Genomic DNA, 16,718 nt, shown 5'->3' on the forward strand with positions numbered 1-16,718 from the left:
ATGTTCGTAAAACTTACACCCCAGGAAATAAAACGCTACAACCGTAATCTATGGGGTATTGTTATAGGCTGTTTCAGCTTTTTTGTACTGGTGTTGCTTTGCGTAAACTTTGGTTTATTCGGCGCATTGCCTTCGTTTCGCGATTTGGAAAACCCTAAAAGCAATCTTGCTTCTGAAGTCCTTACCGAGGATAAGCAAGTGTTGGGTAAATATTTTGTGCAGAACCGCTCAAACGTAACCTACAAGCAAATCTCGCCAAACGTGATCAACGCCCTTGTGGCCACAGAAGATAACCGCTTCTTTCAGCATTCTGGTATCGACTTCGGCCGCACCATTACCATTGTCTTTTATAACATTTTCGGGCATAAACAAGGTGGCAGTACCATTACCCAACAGCTGGCATTGAACCTTTTCTCGGGTCAGGAGCGTTCACACAATCCAATAAAGCGTATTATCCAGAAATTGCAGGAATGGATCATTGCCGTTCGCATAGAACGTAACTATACCAAAGAAGAAATCCTGACGATGTACTTAAATACCGTCGACTTTGGCGCTTATAATACCTTTGGGATCAGTTCTGCCGCAGCTACCTATTTTCATACCACGCCGGATAAACTAACGCCAGATCAGGCTGCGCTATTGGTGAGAATGGTTAACGCGCCTTCGCTTTACAACCCTATCCGCCATCCGGACAATGCAACCACCGGCCGTAACTTTGTACTTTACCGTATGAAGGAAGAGAAATACCTGACTGAAGGCCAGTACGAAGAATTTAAGGCAAAACCGCTTGGTATCAACTTCCACCCTACCGACCATACCGAAGGTTTGGCTACCTATTTCCGTGCGGTGTTAAAGAAGGATGTTCAGCGCATCTTCCAGGAGAAATCAATCACCAAGCCTGATGGTACACCTTGGGATCTGGACCGCGACGGTCTACGGATCTACACTACCATCAATTACGACATGCAGCAATATGCCGAAGAGGCACAACGCGAATACATGAAGCAGTTGCAGGCACAATTTAAAGATCACTGGAAGGGCTTCAACTTGCGTAAAGCCATCAAGAATTATGATCTGCTGATCGATCAGGGGATGCGCCGTTCAGATCGTTACCGTGCATTAAAACAGCACGGCAAAACGGACGAAGAAATAAAAGAGGATTTCAATACACCCGCACAGATGGAAATATTTACCTGGCATGGTGATATTGATACCACCATGAAGCCCATCGATTCCATTCTCTACAGCAAATTTACCCTGCGTAACGCCATGATGAGTATGGACCCAACCACAGGTTATATTAAAGCCTGGGTTGGCGGGATAGATTTTAAGCGTTATAAATACGACCAGGTGCGTATGGGTACGCGGCAGGTGGGTTCAACCGCCAAGCCTTTTACCTATGCTGTTGCTGTTGATAACGGTTATTCGCCTTGTATGCGTGTCAATAACGTTCCGGATACCATCAAAGGTTATGGCGCTGATTGGTGCCCGCGCTCTTCTGATACCAAACCAGGTATGCTCACACTGCGTGAAGCCTTGGCTTATTCGCAAAACTGGATCACGGCGCACGTGATGAAAGAAGTGACCCCTACGCCGGTTGTCACCCTGATTAAAAAAATGGGGATAACCAGCCCGGTGCCGGAATATCCTTCTATCTGCTTGGGTACCTTCGATGCGTCTATATATGACATGACCGGCGCTTACTCTGCGTTCGCCAACCGCGGTTTATGGACAGAGCCTACCTACCTGTTACGGGTAGAAGATAAGAACGGCAACGTTTTATATGAGAATAAAGCGCGCGTAGTTCAAGCGATGAACGAACAGACTGCTTACGTAATGACCTACATGCTAAAAGGTGTGGTAGAACAAGGAACGGGCGTTCGCCTACGTTATAAATATGGATTGAACAACCCGATCGGCGGTAAAACAGGTACCACCAATGATAATTCAGACGGTTGGTTCATAGGTATTACACCGCAATTGGTTACCGGCGTATGGACCGGTTGTGAAGACCGCGATATCCACTTCCGCACGTTGCATTTAGGCGAAGGTTCTAACACCGCGCTACCTATTTTTGCGTTGTATATGAAAAGGGTTTATGGAAATTCGTCTTTAGGTTACAAACGAAACGTAGATTTCGCACCGCCTAAAAACGGGCTGACCATTACCTTAGATTGTAATTCGTACGACCAGCAGCAGCAAGGTACAGACGAGGTTGATAAAAAGTTAGGCTTTTAAGTACGTACGCAAAAAGCGTAAACTAACAAAGGAAATTCCCCCTTTAGGGGGTTAGGGGGTGTAATGTTTGATTACCGCGAAGAGTTAAAAAAGATACCGCACAAACCCGGCGTATACCAGTATTACGACGCCGATAACGAGCTGATATACATTGGCAAAGCTAAAGACCTGCGCAATCGTGTGGGTTCTTACTTTGTTAAAGATTATAATGTAAATGCCAAGACGAGGGTCCTGGTTTCCAAGATCCGTAAGATCACGTTCACTATTGTTGATTCCGAGGTGGATGCCTGGCTCCTGGAAAACAGCATGATCAAGAAGCATCAGCCGCGGTATAATGTAATGCTGAAGGATGATAAGACTTACCCGTGGATCATCATCAAAAATGAGAACTTTCCCCGCATTTTCTGGACACGCCGCATTATAAAAGATGGTTCCAAGTATCTTGGTCCTTATGGCTCTATCAGTATGATGCACACCATTCTGGACCTGATCCGCGAGACCTATCCCCTGCGCACCTGTAACCTTGCCCTTACGCGTCAAAATATAGATGCTGGTAAGTTTAAGGTTTGCCTGGAATACCAGTTAGGCAACTGTAAGGGCCCTTGCCAAAACTACCAGACCGAGGAAGATTATAACCATAACCTGGAAGAGATTATGGACATCCTGAACGGCAAGACCGGGCAGGTAATCCGTAACCTGAAGACAGAGATGGAACAGGCCGCCATGAACCTCGATTTCGAGCTGGCACACAAACTGAAACGGAAATTTGACCTGCTGAATAAATATCAGAGCAAATCGACCGTAGTGAACTCCTCTATCACCGATGTGGATGTATTTACCATCGCCTCTGAAGAGAAATACGCCTTTGTGAACTATCTGAAGGTAATGAACGGGACGATCATCCAGACGCAGACCATTGAGCTAAAAAAACGGCTGGATGAAAGCGACGAAGAGTTGTTGACGCTGGCCATCACCGAATTTAGGGAACGGTATAACAGCCAGTCCAAAGAAATCATTGTTCCGTTTGACATTGAACTGGAAGACGCCGCTATAAAGTTTACCGTGCCAAAATTGGGCGAAAAGAAGAAGCTGTTAGACCTTTCTGCCAAGAATGTGTCGTTCTTTAAAAGGGAAAAGATCGAACAGTACGAGAAATTAAACCCGGATGTGAAGACGGAGCGACTGCTCACGCAGATGATGAAAGATCTGCGGATGAACCAGCTGCCTAAACACATCGAGTGTTTTGATAACTCCAACTTCCAGGGTAAATATCCGGTGTCGGCCATTGTGGTTTTCAGGGATGCCAAACCATCTAAAAAGGATTATCGTTTCTTTAACGTAAAAACGGTGGAAGGCCCTAATGACTTTGCCACCATGGAAGAAGCTGTTCACCGCCGCTACCGCCGCATGCTGGATGAAGGGCAGGAACTACCGCAGTTAATCATCATAGATGGTGGTAAAGGGCAATTATCTTCTGCACTTAAAAGTCTGAAGCTGTTAGGTATCGAAAAACAGGTAACGGTAATCGGTATTGCCAAGCGCCTGGAAGAACTCTACTACCCCGGCGACCAATACCCCTTATACCTTGACAAAAAATCGGAAACTTTAAAGATCATACAGCAGTTGCGGGATGAGGCGCACCGCTTTGGTATTACCGCACACAGAAAGAAACGCGATAAAAGTACTTTAGCAACAGAGCTAGAACTGATCCCCGGTGTGGGTAAAACCTCTGCAGAGAAACTATTAAAATACTTTAAATCGGTTAAGAAGATCAGGGAAGCCAGTGCGATTGAGCTGCAAGAGGTAGTGAACCTGAAGCAAGCACAGGCCATTTTTGATTATTTTCAGCAAAAAAATACCCCGGTAAGCTAAAGCTTACGGGGTATCCTCTTATTCAGAATATCTTTTCTTAGTACTGCCACAGGTTCAGTTCCCAGTCAAGCAGTGATTTCTTTACTTTTTCAGATTCGTACAGTTTATCAATACCCTGCGCGTAATCCTTAATACGTTCGTCCTTCTCGTTAGATACTTTTACAATGTAACTGCTGAATAAACGCTTCATAAAGATATCATCATAGCTTAAACCGGTTGCATCATTCTTACGGCTGATCACCTCTTTAGTCGCCAGAATTTGACGCGCTTCGGGGAAGTATACCCAGAATACTGGGATATAATCCAGTTCAGCGCCGCCGGTGGCACCTGCTATCTTTGGTTTCATCATCGGTGCAATACCAATAATGCGTGGTTCAAATACAGAACGTTGTTTATCAAAAACCCAGTCTTCCTTAATGCGGAACTTAATCACGCTGTCGGGGTTAAAGGTACCTGCAACTAAATGCGAACCTATTTTCTCACCGGTATTTTTGTCGATATCATCAACCATGGTGCTATCTGCCAAACGGCCTTTTGCCTGGGCAGGAGTAAGCGGATGTGCAAATGAATCGCCTTGCGGATCTTCCACACTGCCAGGAGTTGGGTCATAGGCAGTCAGCTCGCCGTTGTTGATCGCATCTACCAGAATATTGATCAGTGCAGATTTTGGAGAAGATATGTAATTGTTCATTTTCTCCCTGGTATCAATCTCGCGCCAAACGCGTTTCGCAAACATAACGTCAGCTTCGCGAAGGTTTGCATAAGGCGTAACCCTGGCGTTGATAATGTTATTCTTTTTGAAATAACCATCCAGCGGACGTTCAAATGGTTTGGCAGCAACCTTTTTAGTGGTATCGGCAGCCGGAACGGTTCCCATAGTAGTGCTTTGCTGAACTGCAGCCGGCGCAGCCTTTTTCCTGGCGATAGAAGTAGACTTACGAGCCGGGGCGCGTTTCTTAGTACTGCGTTTTTGCGCCAGACCACCTATTGATAAAAGGCATAAAACAACTACAATAATCTTTCTCATATGCTTTTAATTTGCAAGTAATACAATATCATCAAGGCCGCGTTGCGTACCATCAGGGCCTACAGCAACAATATTGGTAAAATAAACACGTGTACCTGGTGTAATAGTGGCCATGGCGCTTCTCATGGCACTGGTCAGGTCTGGGCCGGATGCAACCAACTGAATAGGATCCTGACGTGGTTTTGCTACCCAAAGGGTAAAGCGCGTAACGTTAAACTTCGCATCAAAGTCGAAATTCTCCAGACGTGCAAAAACACGGTCCTGTGCTTTAAGGTTAGCTGTACCAACTGCACCGCTACTTTTCCCGGCGAATTGTGCCTTAGGATCAGGGATACGTTTTACACGGAACTCAGTAGTGCCTAACACTTGTGTTTTGCCAGGAGCAACTTCGCCGGATACGGTTACTTTAGCAGTACCAATAGAACTTACTTTTGCAGTGTAATGTCCATTAGAACCACTTAACGAACCAGAACTAATGTTAACTTTTAGCTTTTCCATTGGAATACCGGGTGCGGATACTGAAACAGGGTTTTCTACACCGATATAAAGAACGTTCATCTTATCAGGCGATACCACTGCTGATGGCTTGGCCACCTGGTAAGTTTGCCTAACAGAATAAGTTTTAGTTGCACCGTCGTTTTGTTTCACGGTAATATTTCCGACCCAAGTATAAACACCTTCCCTACTTGTATTGGTAGTATATGTACCTATACCTTCTTTAACAGGGATAGTTGAACCGTTAACAGTAATATTAGGGTTAGACCTAGAATCATAAGCAGTCAAATAGACTTGCGCAGTATATGGCTGCCCTGCTATTACGTAGCTGCTTGGCGCCACGGCTACAGCATTGAATTTGTCCAGGTTAACTACCGCCTGATCTACTTTACCTAATATCTTTTTAATAACTTCCGATTCAGAGTTCTTAGCGTCAGCCTCTACCTTGTTCAAAGAAGTCATCGCAGCACCCATCGGGATACCATCGCCGAAATAAGCTTCTTCCCAGTTCAGTTTTGCGTTACCCTTTTTAGCTTCAGGGGCAACAGCTTCCAAAGCAAGCTTAGTGGTTGCACGGTCTTTCTCGTCTAAAAGGCTTAATAACTTCTCGCGCGTTTCGTCAATCTTTTTACGCAACTCTTCACCTTTCTTCTTGTTGATCATCAGGTCTGCAGAGATGTCCAGGTTATCGCGACCTTTATAGTCGTTAATGTTTTCGTCGAAACCGCCTGCAGCGTCAATTAACTGCTTCTTCAGTTCTTCAACGTAAGCGTTCAGCTCATCAGTCGCTGTTGCAGCTTGCTTTGCTTTATCATATAAAGGCTTTGCTCTTTCGGGCTGCTCCTTCAGTTTTGTTTTCTCAAATGCGTCGAAAGTATTGTTAATACCCGTTTGTACGTTATTCTTCGACGCGGTAAGGCTATCGCTGATGTTTTTAAAGGCATTTAACAAACTATCAGGAACGTTAAGCGCAACAAGGCCTAACAGTACCAGATAGAGTATGCCGATCATCCGCTGCCTTGGGGTTTCTTTACCTCCAGCCATGTGTCGTATCTATCTATTTAAAGTAAGATGTTTTTAATTAAGTTAATTAAGCGCGTGGCTGGTTCATTGCTGAAAGCATGTTACCATAGATCGCATTTAATGAAGCCAGGTTTTTAGACAAACGGCCCACTTCTTCTTTAAACTGCTTACTATCGTCTAACGACTCATTAAAGTTCTGCATCGTAGCTGAAAGGCTGGTGTAGAATTTATTCATCGCTTTCAGATGCGCACTTGAATCCTGAAGTTCTAACTCATACACGGCGTTCAACGCTGATAAATTTTTAGCCAGGTTATTTACCTGCTCATGGTAAGCTTTAGAATCTACGCTGCTGTTAGCCATTTCGTTAATGTTAGCTGTTGCTTTAGAAAAAGCCTGACCTAAAGCATCATAACTTGCAGAGGCTGTTTTTAATTTAGCCGTAAATTCATTGGTAGCAGCGCCAGCGTCAGAAACTTTTGAAATGTTAGCTACTTTATCACCAAAGGTTCTTAAACCTTCGCCAAGGCTACTGATCAGTTCCGGACCGATCTTAGCATCTGATAACATTTTATCTAATGCTGCAGTGTTGCCTGTTGCAGCAGGAGCCGGAGCAACACGTTTTACAGGTTCACCTGCATAATCATCTGCAAGTTCCGGATAAGCGCGTGTCCAATCTACTTCCTTTACTTCAGGCTGTAAGCCTAAAAGGAAAAATAGTAAAGCTTCTGTACCAAGACCAACTGTAATAAAAACGGTTGCATAAGGCCAGTGTTGAATTTTAAATAACAGACCAATAATTACGACTGTCGCACCGATTGATATAACATTGCCGATGCCAAATTTGGTTTTCTTGCCCGCCATAGGTTTGGGGTAATTTAGTTGAGGATTTATTAAATGATTTGAATGTTCAATAATTAGCGTTTGTCGCGGATATCACGGCCCATAAAATGGCTTACACAACGGAAGCCGATGTAGGATTTAGCAGTATCCTGATACTCGTAAGTACGGGTTGAGTTTTGAAGGAAATAACCAATGTCTTTCCATGAACCACCTTTTACTACTTTACGCTTGGCAGATTCAGGATCTGAAGCCTTCGCATCGTAAGTATAAGTAGGTGCCATATCATGCACAAAGGTAGTCGCAGATTCGTCATAAGCAGATTCTGTCCATTCTGCTACGTTACCAGCCATGTTATATAAGCCGTAATCGTTAGGGAAGTAAGAACGCACGTTTACAGTATAGGCACCACCGTCGTCGGTATAGTTACCACGGCCTGGTTTAAAGTTAGCGAGTAAGCAACCTTTCGAGTTTTTAATGTAAGGGCCACCCCATGGGTAATCCGTACCGATCCGCCCGCCACGTGCTGCATATTCAAATTCAGCTTCGGTTGGTAGCATATAAGGTAAGCGGTGAGGCAGATTATGTGCGTCTTTGTAAGAATCGTTGTAACGGGTACGCCATACGGTAAATGCACGTGCCTGGCGCCAGTTAACACCCACTACCGGATAGTTTTTATAAGCGGGGTGAGAGAAATAACCGTTTACCATCGGCTCATTGGCCGCGTAAGAAAAGTCTGTTAACCATACCAGGGTGTCCGGATAAACGTTTACCGTATCGCGCAGGATAAAATCAGAACGTTTTCTGTTCTTTTCATTATGGTGATCAGCCGCTTCGCGCATCTGAACTAATGCATAATTGTATTTCAACAGGCGTACATCGATCTCATTACGATCGAAAATACGATCATCTCCCTGGTAATACATACCGCTCAGCTTTTGCTGGTTCGGGTTAGATTTACCTTTACCCCTGGCCCATACCGGGTGGGTGCGAACATAATTCCAATCAATAGTTTTTTTACCGTTAGAATTGGTAGTAGCGGCACCCTTAGTTTTTACGTAATATTTATCATCACCCAGGTAATTGGTAATGGCAATTGAATCGCGAACCCAGTTTACAAATTGCTTGTACTGGCTATTGCTCAGCTCGGTTTGATCCATAAAAAACGGAGGGATTGTTACCTGTTTGTTTTGAGCGATCTGAGAAAAAGTAACATCCTGGTCAGTCTGGCCCATCAGGAAAGAACCTGCAGGTATGTAAACCATACCATAGGGCACTTCCGCTCTGAAAGACCGCTGCGGGACGCCCACAACTTCTCCCCTGTCTCCTCCACGGCCACAACTGCTAAGAATTCCAATGCCCAGTAAGGAAAATAAATAGTATACTTTTTTCATCGTCAATTATCGGTGTATAAATTACTTCTGACCTTATTTTCTATATGATAATTTCGGTAACCAAAATACAAAAAGTTTTTGAGTTTAATCATTCGGCATTTAGACCCCAAATACAGGGGTGTTTTGACGAGCAACTCACCCGCCATAACAACTAAAAATGAATAATTGATTTACTTTAGTTCAAAAACTTTCAACTTTTACGCTTATCACCGCTAAAAGTTACTTAAAAAGTAAAAAATTACTTATTAACCTGCTTTACATACTGCTCAATGGCCATTGTCATGGAAGGTGCGCTGGGAGTAGGTGCGGGGATATCTATGATCAGCCCGGCATCAAGAACGGCCTTGTGGGTGGTGGCGCCAAATGCGGCGATTCGGGTGTTATTCTGCTTAAAATCGGGGAAGTTCTTATAAAGCGATTGAATACTGGAAGGGCTGAAAAAAGCAATAATATCGTAAAATACCTCTGCCAGATCAGACAGATCACTGCATACCGTACGGAAAAGAACCGCAGGAGTGAAGTTGTAACCGTTGTCTAACAGGAATTTCTGGGTCTCTTCGGCAGCAACATCAGAGCAAGGATAAAGAAATTTCTCGCCGGAGTGCTTTTTCAAAACCTCGGCCAGGTCTGCTGCTGTCTGTTTCCCGAAAAAGATCTTACGCTTACGGTATTGGATATATTTCTGAAGATACAGGGCAATAGTTTCAGACAAACAGAAATATTTCATATCAACAGGCACTTCAAACCGCATCTCTTCGCAAATGCGGAAAAAATGATCAGCAGAGTTCCTGCTGGTAAAGATCACGGCAGTAAAATCTGCCAGATTGATCTTCTCTTTTCTAAAATCCTTCGCAGGTACCCCCTCCACATGGATAAAGGATCTGAAATCGATTTTCAAACCGTACTTTTTAGCAAGCTCGGTATAGGGATTCTTATCGTTCTCAGGTTTGGGCAAAGTAACCAATATACTTTTTACCCGTTTCTTTCTGTCTTCCAATGTCGTCTTACTACCTTAAGTCCTAATATTAAGTGCCTTAATCAATATTAAAATGGGGCAAATTTCGAGGGCACAAAGATAGATAATTAAATAAAATTTCGGAAACCGAAAGTTCGAAATAATATTTAAGCTGCTCCTGAGGTATTGCCAGATGAAAATAACTACCACCAGCCCGAGCGCCGTAAATAGCAGATATGGAATGTATTGCGCTGCTAAAAGACTAAAACAGACCGTCACCGGAAGAAATACAAAAGCAATGTTGAAATAGGTAAGATACAACACGGTAATGTATTCGCTCACAATCTTACCTACATCGAAAATAAAACCAATAAATCTTAATAACAGTAATTTTACTGCAAATACGATAATAATAAGTACCGATAGCGATATAAATAACTGGGCGCCGCTGATGCTATAGAAAATTTCATAATAGGATGTAACCTGGTACAAAAACAATCCGAAGGTTAAGCCGAAAAGCAGAAACAGCCCCACAAAAGACCAGGATGCGAGCAAGCTATCCTCTTTACTTACCTGCGATAGAATCCGTTTACTGTAAAAAGACATCATAACATTCAGGATATCTTTACTTGCGGCACGGTTTAGCAATGCAGAATAGATCACTAATCCGAATATGATGATGATGATCCAGGGGTCGCGCGTGGGGCGGTAATGGCCTGCGCTTTTTTTGCTCCGCTTGGATTCGGGCATGCTCAGGAAGCCGTAATCTTTGTATGTCTGCGTTTGCAGCATCAGTTCGTAGAATTTATCGGGCCGCAGGCTATCTGGCTTATTGAAGTACTGCATGGCTACCGAGTCGCCCAGGCGCTTCATACGCAGCTGCTCTGCGCGGGCAACAGAATCCAGCAATAGCTGCGCGGCGCTGCGGATTACCGGCCTGTGGTAAACCGTATCCGGAGGCGGGGTTAGGGCAGAATCCTGTGCAAAGCCCTTCAGGCCTAAAACAATCAACAGGAACGTCCAACAAAATACGCGCATAGTAATTTACGCCGCAAAGTTAAAATGATTTATCGGTTTCATAGCCGGTACTAACGCCGGTAATACAAAAAGCGTAAAATTTAACGTGATCTAAGTTGTTGATCTTTCCGGTAGCAGGTATAAGTTTTAAAGCTACATTAACAACACTTTCCACGCATCCATTACGCGGCCGTTATCTAACAAATCCCTGGCTTTTAAATGTAAGCGTAGCATGCGGGTCTGACCGTTTTTAGCAGCACCGAGCAGTTCCTTCATTTCATCGGTTTGGCTAAAGGCCACTACCTCTTCACTGGAAGGAAGCGTCTTTACCAGCCCCAATACCCCTAAATTATTCCCGGTTAATACGTTAGAGTTTTTCACCTCTTCAGGAAAGGCATCTATGCCGATACCCATCCCCGCATAATCTGCCGGCTTGGTAATTTTAAATAAGTTATCCCCGGTTATCCTGCAATACCAGTCACCACCTAAGCGGGCAACCAGATCTATTTTTAAAGGATCTATTTTACCGTTGGCATCTAAGATATCTTCATTAATATGCAACTTTTTTACCTCTGCGATAACCAAATTACCCGCTCCACCGCTTTTCCCTAATGATATTACATCATTCACTACGCACTCCAATTGAACGGTAGATTCCGCTACCCTTGGAGGTTTGACGGTCTCCGAAGCCAATTGGGTAAACCCTGCTTTCGAAAACTCATTTACCCCTTTTGGGTAATCCATACTGGTTAAATAGGTTTGTTGAACCATATCATAGTTCACAATATTGATCACACATTCAGGTATTTCCAACACGTTCTCGAGCGTGTGCTTGGTGGTATTATCACGCGCCCTGCTTGTTGGCGAAAAAACGCATATCGGCGGGTTTACACTAAACATGTTAAAGAAGCTAAACGGGCTTAAATTAACCTGGCCGTTTTTATCAACAGTGGATGCAAAACAGATTGGCCGGGGAGCAATAGCGTAGTGCAAATAACTTTGCATTTCGGCAGATGTTAGTGATGACGCATCTATACTTTTTAACCTCATTGGTTTTTGCTCAATTAAGTTCAGGATAAATAAAGTTTACAACAGGGAGCAAAAGGTATAGCAACTACATCGGCCACAATTTCGCCCAAACACCTACTACCCTATTCTAAGCAATAAACCTACAGAAATTTTGGGCTTTTATATCCATCGCGTTACCACAGGATTTATCTTCAATAATGTTTACTACACACGCTGCAACGACACGACGCAAGAAACATTTCCCTACCTTTGCCACCCATGGCCGGTATTTATATACATGTTCCGTTTTGCAAGCAGGCTTGCTATTACTGCGATTTCCATTTCAGCACCTCTTTAAAATATAAGCAGGAAATGCTGGAAGCTATCCGCCAGGAGATTGCGCTGCAAAAAGATTACCTGGGCCAGGAAAACATCAACACGATTTATTTTGGCGGCGGAACGCCTTCCCTGCTAACCGCACAAGAGATCAACACCATGACGGAACAAATAGCGCAACACTTCCACATAGCTGCAGATGTAGAATTTACACTGGAAACCAATCCTGACGACCTGACCGCCGATAAGGTAAAAGACCTGCGATCTACCGCCGTGAACCGTTTTAGCATTGGCATCCAGTCTTTTTTCGACGAAGACCTGAAATGGATGAACCGTGCGCATAATGCCGGTGAAGCAGAATCGTCAGTAAAACGCGCGCAGGATGCCGGTTTTGAGAATATTACCATCGACCTGATTTTCGGTTATCCCCTGCTTAGCGATGCCAAATGGAAACAAAATATCCAAACAGCATTAGATCTGGATGTTCCGCATATCTCTGCTTATGGCATGACTGTAGAACCCAGAACAGCGCTTGCGGCATTTATCCGGAAAAAGAAATCACCACCATTGAACGACCACCAAAGCGCCGAACAGTTTTTATACCTTTCAGACACCTTGCAGGCAGCCGGTTACGAGCATTATGAAATATCTAATTACGCCCAGCCAGACCATTACTCGCGCCATAACACCAACTATTGGAAGGGCGTAAAATATTTAGGATTAGGCCCTTCTGCACACTCCTTTAACGGTGAAGCCCGCCAATGGAACGTAGCTAATAATGCGAAATATATCGAGGCTATTTTACAAAACCGTATCCCTGCCGAAACTGAAATATTAACGGAAACGGACCGCCTGAATGAATATGTCATGACCTCGCTCCGTACCATGTGGGGACTGGATTTATCTACGCTTGAAGGTATCGCAGCAGGGGCATCCACCGACCTGATCAAGACATCGGAACCCTTTTTAGAAAAAGGCTGGCTGATACGCGAAGAAGGGATTTTCCGCCTGACACGAGAAGGCAAGTTATATGCAGACCATATTGCTTCTGAATTATTTTTCTAGGCCCGACTTCTTTTTCAGAAGGTCAAAACCCTAGATATACGAGCCTTTTTCCGCATCGGATTTTAAATAAAAATTTAATTTTTTTTGAAATCCAGCCATAAATCCGCGCCGTAAATGGGGATAAATAAGTCGATCACAAACAATGAAAAAACTATTTATCATGGCCTTTGCAGTAGTAGCTACTGCCCTTGCGCCAAACGCATTTGCACAAAAAACAAAGATGGTAGGCGGTGCGCCGATGTATCCTACAAAAGACATTGTAGATAATGCCGTTAACTCTAAAGACCACACCACCCTGGTTGCCGCGGTTAAAGCAGCGGGCTTGGTTGAAACTTTAAAAGGCGACGGCCCCTTCACAGTATTTGCACCTACCAACGAAGCCTTTAACAAACTACCCGAAGGTACTGTAGCCACCCTTTTAAAACCAGAGAACAAAGCTACCCTAACCAAAGTGTTGACTTACCACGTGGTAGCAGGCCGTTTAAGCGCTGCCGACCTGATGGCAAAAGTAAAAGAAGGTAAAGGTAAAACCGAACTGACTACCGTATCGGGCGGTAAACTTTGGGTGATGCAACAAGGTAAAAAGTTGTACCTGGTTGATGAAAAAGGCGGTAAATCATGGGTGACCATCGCAGACGTGTTCCAGAAGAACGGCGTGATACATGTGGTGAACACCGTTTTGATGCCTAAATAAGCAAATAGCGATCAAGTACATATCTAGTGAAAGCCCGGTTGCATCAGCGCCGGGCTTTTTGTTATTTGTGCGTAATAAAAAATATGTATACCGCCCTTGTTTCGATTTTAGCTACATTTGCGTGTTAATTTTTTGTGAACATGGGTTTGATTTTATCACCGATAGATCGGGTTGATCACATCAGCAAGGAAGATTTTATTAACAATTACCTAATCCCGCGTAAGCCATTGGTGATCAGAAAAGCAACTGAAACCTGGCCGGCTTTACAGAAATGGACCTTCGAGTATTTGAAGGAGGTAGTTGGCAACCAGGTGGTGCCGTTGTACGACAGCTCAAAGGCCGACCCTTCCAAACCGATTAACGCTTCTGCTGCTGAAATGAAATTTGGCGACTACATCGACCTGATTCAAAAAGAGCCGACCGATCTCCGCATTTTCTTTTTTGATCCTATAAAGCACGCTTCGCAGCTACTGGATGATTACCGCGCGCCAAAAGACCTGATGGGCGGTTTTCTGGATAAATATCCAAGCATGTTCTTCGGCGGTGCGGGTTCTGTAACCTTTCTGCATTACGATATAGACCTTGCCCATATTTTCCATACACATTTTAACGGCCGCAAACATATCATCCTGTTCGATTATAAATGGCGCGACCGCTTGTATTGCATTCCTTTTGCTACTTACGCCCTTGAGGATTACGACATTGAAAATCCCGACTTCAGCAAGTTCCCTGCCTTAGACGGCATTGAAGGCCAGGAAACCATCCTTGAACATGGCGACACCTTATTTATGCCTACCGGCTACTGGCACTGGATGAAATACCTCGATGGGTCTTTCTCTATCTCGCTGCGCGCCTGGGATAAATCATGGGCAGTAAAAGCAAAGAGCCTTTACAACCTGACCATTCAGCGTAAGCTGGACAGCTATATGAAAAAGAAATTTAAAAAGCGGTACATGGACTGGAAAGAAGAACTGGCCATTAAACGCGCTAATAAAGCGTTAGCCCAGGGAGAACCGAAGTAACGGCCCCTCCTATATCCTCCCCAGAAGGGAGGACTTTAATTATTTGTAGAGACGCGAAACTTCGCGTCTTTTTCTTTTTAAAATTCTACCAGGGTAAATTCTAAAATCCGAATTCGAAAATCCGAACTCCGAATTAGGAGGTGTGATCCACCACGATCTTCCACTCCCCGTTTATTTTGCGGAACAATAGGGTAAAATAACCGCCCGGCTGATCCTTTTCGCGTTTAAGCTTCCATCCACCCAAAACAAAAGCATTGGTTTTATCCAGCAGCTTTACCTGAAGAATATTGAAGCTCAGCTCGCCCATGGCCGATTTATCCGGATAATGCTTTTTATAATTATCAGCAGTAGTTTGCCAGCCGTACTTCGGTCCGCCAGAGCCGATAAACATCAGCGAATCTGATTTCCAGTAACCCTTCATAAACTCATCGATATTGCCCTTATTCCATGCCTGTTGCTGGGTGTGCAATACTTTCAAGATCTGTTCACGGTCCTGCCCAAAGGCAATTGAACTGATCAGCAGCAGAAATGGTAAAATAAATTTCTTCATAAGACCTAAAATAAACATTTTCACATCCAAAAAGCTTCTAACTTTAACTTTCAGCTTTTATCGATACAATATGAAACCAGTTTTATGCTTTGGCGAAGTTTTATGGGATGCGTTCGGGGAAACAAAAAAAGCGGGCGGCGCCCCGATGAACGTTGCCTGGCACCTGAAACAACAGGGTGCAGCAGTTAGCTTCGCCAGCAGTGTCGGCCGCGATGCCTCTGGTGATGAGCTGGCAGATTTTTTAGAACAAAGCGGATTATATTCAGACCTGGTACAACAGGACGATACTTTGCCTACCTGCGAAGTTACCGTTCAGTTAGATGAGCACGGCCATGCTACCTACATAATCCCACAACCGGTTTCATGGGATAATATCCGTGTGACAGACACTTTGCTCAATGCCGCCAGAAATGCTTCGGCTATTATTTTCGGCAGCCTGGCTTGCCGTGGCACCCAAACCCGCGATACGCTGCATGAACTGCTGTCTGAAAGCAATACGCTGACTGTATTTGATGTCAACCTTCGGGCACCCCATTACGACCGTGATACGATCCATACCCTGGCGGCGCGTGCGCATGTGGTGAAAATGAATGAAGACGAGGCGGAACTGCTAATTGGTAAGGGTGGTGACCTGAAGCAAAAGATTGAAGAATTTCATGGCACTTATCATAGCCAAACCATATGCGTTACCCGCGGCGATAAAGGTGCCATATTATGGCACGACGGTAAGTTTTACGAACACGATGGCTACCCGGCGCATGTGGTGGATACCGTAGGTGCGGGCGACTCTTTCCTGGCCACGCTGGTTGCAGGTTTACTGAATAACGAATCGCCGGATACTATTCTGAACCGGGCTTGCAGGGTAGGCGCTTACGTAGCCGGACAACGCGGCGCAAATCCTTCCTATAACATTGCAGAAGTAGAGGCGCTGTAGAACTAAGAACCGAGAATCAAGAGTCAAGAGCCAAGAATCAGGAAAGCAAACCTTTATTACCTTGCGCCTTGTTTGTATTGTCGCCACATGGTTTTTGTAAGTTCATAAAGATGTTGGTGATACTTGCGAAGCCGTCTCATAAGTCAATTATGAGGCGGTTTTTTTATTTAAAGAGATTTTGACGGGTTTATTAGGAAAGCTGTATGGTGTCAGCTTACTTTAAGTTTTTTTGTTGGTTTGGGTGTTTTTG

The 16,718-nt window shown here is 44.3% G+C and carries 14 protein-coding genes; 6 read left to right on the plus strand and 8 right to left on the minus strand.

What is annotated here, in order from left to right; all coding sequences use genetic code 11:
• A complete protein-coding gene (locus MUY27_RS11795; protein WP_245130226.1) occupies window positions 1-2,238 on the plus strand; it encodes a penicillin-binding protein 1A in 2,238 nt (745 codons plus the stop codon).
• A gap of 63 nt (window positions 2,239-2,301) precedes the next feature.
• The gene (gene uvrC / locus MUY27_RS11800) at window positions 2,302-4,110 is read left to right on the plus strand and encodes an excinuclease ABC subunit UvrC (protein ID WP_245130227.1); all 1,809 of its coding nucleotides are present in this window, start codon (window positions 2,302-2,304) and stop codon (window positions 4,108-4,110) included.
• A gap of 37 nt (window positions 4,111-4,147) precedes the next feature.
• On the opposite strand, the gene porN is transcribed toward uvrC, so the two are convergent.
• From porN to MUY27_RS11835, 7 genes are all read right to left on the minus strand, one after another.
• A complete protein-coding gene (porN, locus tag MUY27_RS11805; RefSeq protein ID WP_245130228.1) occupies window positions 4,148-5,137 on the minus strand; it encodes a type IX secretion system ring subunit PorN/GldN in 990 nt (329 codons plus the stop codon).
• Between the two features lie 6 nt (window positions 5,138-5,143).
• Window positions 5,144-6,676, minus strand: a complete 1,533-nt coding sequence (gene porM / locus MUY27_RS11810) for a type IX secretion system motor protein PorM/GldM (protein ID WP_245130229.1) — start codon at window positions 6,674-6,676, stop codon at window positions 5,144-5,146.
• Window positions 6,677-6,722: 46 nt separating this feature from the next.
• Complete coding sequence (gene porL, locus MUY27_RS11815) at window positions 6,723-7,517, minus strand: type IX secretion system motor protein PorL/GldL (RefSeq protein ID WP_245130230.1); 795 nt, start codon at window positions 7,515-7,517, stop codon at window positions 6,723-6,725.
• Between the two features lie 53 nt (window positions 7,518-7,570).
• The gene (gene porK, locus MUY27_RS11820; RefSeq protein WP_245130231.1) at window positions 7,571-8,887 is read right to left on the minus strand and encodes a T9SS ring complex lipoprotein PorK/GldK; all 1,317 of its coding nucleotides are present in this window, start codon (window positions 8,885-8,887) and stop codon (window positions 7,571-7,573) included.
• Window positions 8,888-9,125: 238 nt separating this feature from the next.
• Complete coding sequence (locus tag MUY27_RS11825) at window positions 9,126-9,884, minus strand: uroporphyrinogen-III synthase (RefSeq protein WP_245130232.1); 759 nt, start codon at window positions 9,882-9,884, stop codon at window positions 9,126-9,128.
• Window positions 9,885-9,899: 15 nt separating this feature from the next.
• Complete coding sequence (locus MUY27_RS11830) at window positions 9,900-10,880, minus strand: DUF4271 domain-containing protein (RefSeq protein ID WP_245130233.1); 981 nt, start codon at window positions 10,878-10,880, stop codon at window positions 9,900-9,902.
• 132 nt (window positions 10,881-11,012) lie between these two features.
• Window positions 11,013-11,909 carry a flavin reductase family protein gene (locus MUY27_RS11835; RefSeq protein ID WP_245130234.1) on the minus strand — a complete coding sequence of 299 codons (897 nt, stop codon included), beginning with the start codon at window positions 11,907-11,909 and terminating at the stop codon, window positions 11,013-11,015.
• Between the two features lie 237 nt (window positions 11,910-12,146).
• On the opposite strand from MUY27_RS11835, the gene hemW reads away from it, so the two are divergent.
• From hemW to MUY27_RS11850, 3 genes are all read left to right on the plus strand, one after another.
• The gene (hemW, locus tag MUY27_RS11840) at window positions 12,147-13,268 is read left to right on the plus strand and encodes a radical SAM family heme chaperone HemW (RefSeq protein WP_245130235.1); all 1,122 of its coding nucleotides are present in this window, start codon (window positions 12,147-12,149) and stop codon (window positions 13,266-13,268) included.
• Between the two features lie 142 nt (window positions 13,269-13,410).
• Window positions 13,411-13,962: a fasciclin domain-containing protein gene (locus MUY27_RS11845; RefSeq protein ID WP_245130236.1), complete on the plus strand. Its 552-nt coding sequence runs from the start codon at window positions 13,411-13,413 to the stop codon at window positions 13,960-13,962.
• A gap of 140 nt (window positions 13,963-14,102) precedes the next feature.
• Entirely contained in the window at window positions 14,103-14,984 is an 882-nt protein-coding gene (locus MUY27_RS11850; RefSeq protein WP_245130237.1) for a cupin-like domain-containing protein, read from the plus strand.
• 133 nt (window positions 14,985-15,117) lie between these two features.
• On the opposite strand, the gene MUY27_RS11855 is transcribed toward MUY27_RS11850, so the two are convergent.
• A complete protein-coding gene (locus MUY27_RS11855) occupies window positions 15,118-15,534 on the minus strand; it encodes a YybH family protein (protein WP_245130238.1) in 417 nt (138 codons plus the stop codon).
• 70 nt (window positions 15,535-15,604) lie between these two features.
• On the opposite strand from MUY27_RS11855, the gene MUY27_RS11860 reads away from it, so the two are divergent.
• Window positions 15,605-16,468, plus strand: coding sequence for a carbohydrate kinase family protein (locus MUY27_RS11860; protein ID WP_245130239.1), 864 nt, complete (start codon window positions 15,605-15,607; stop codon window positions 16,466-16,468).
• Window positions 16,469-16,718: the final 250 nt, after the last annotated feature.

This window comes from Mucilaginibacter straminoryzae (assembly GCF_022953055.1).
In the GTDB taxonomy this organism is placed as follows: domain Bacteria; phylum Bacteroidota; class Bacteroidia; order Sphingobacteriales; family Sphingobacteriaceae; genus Mucilaginibacter; species Mucilaginibacter straminoryzae.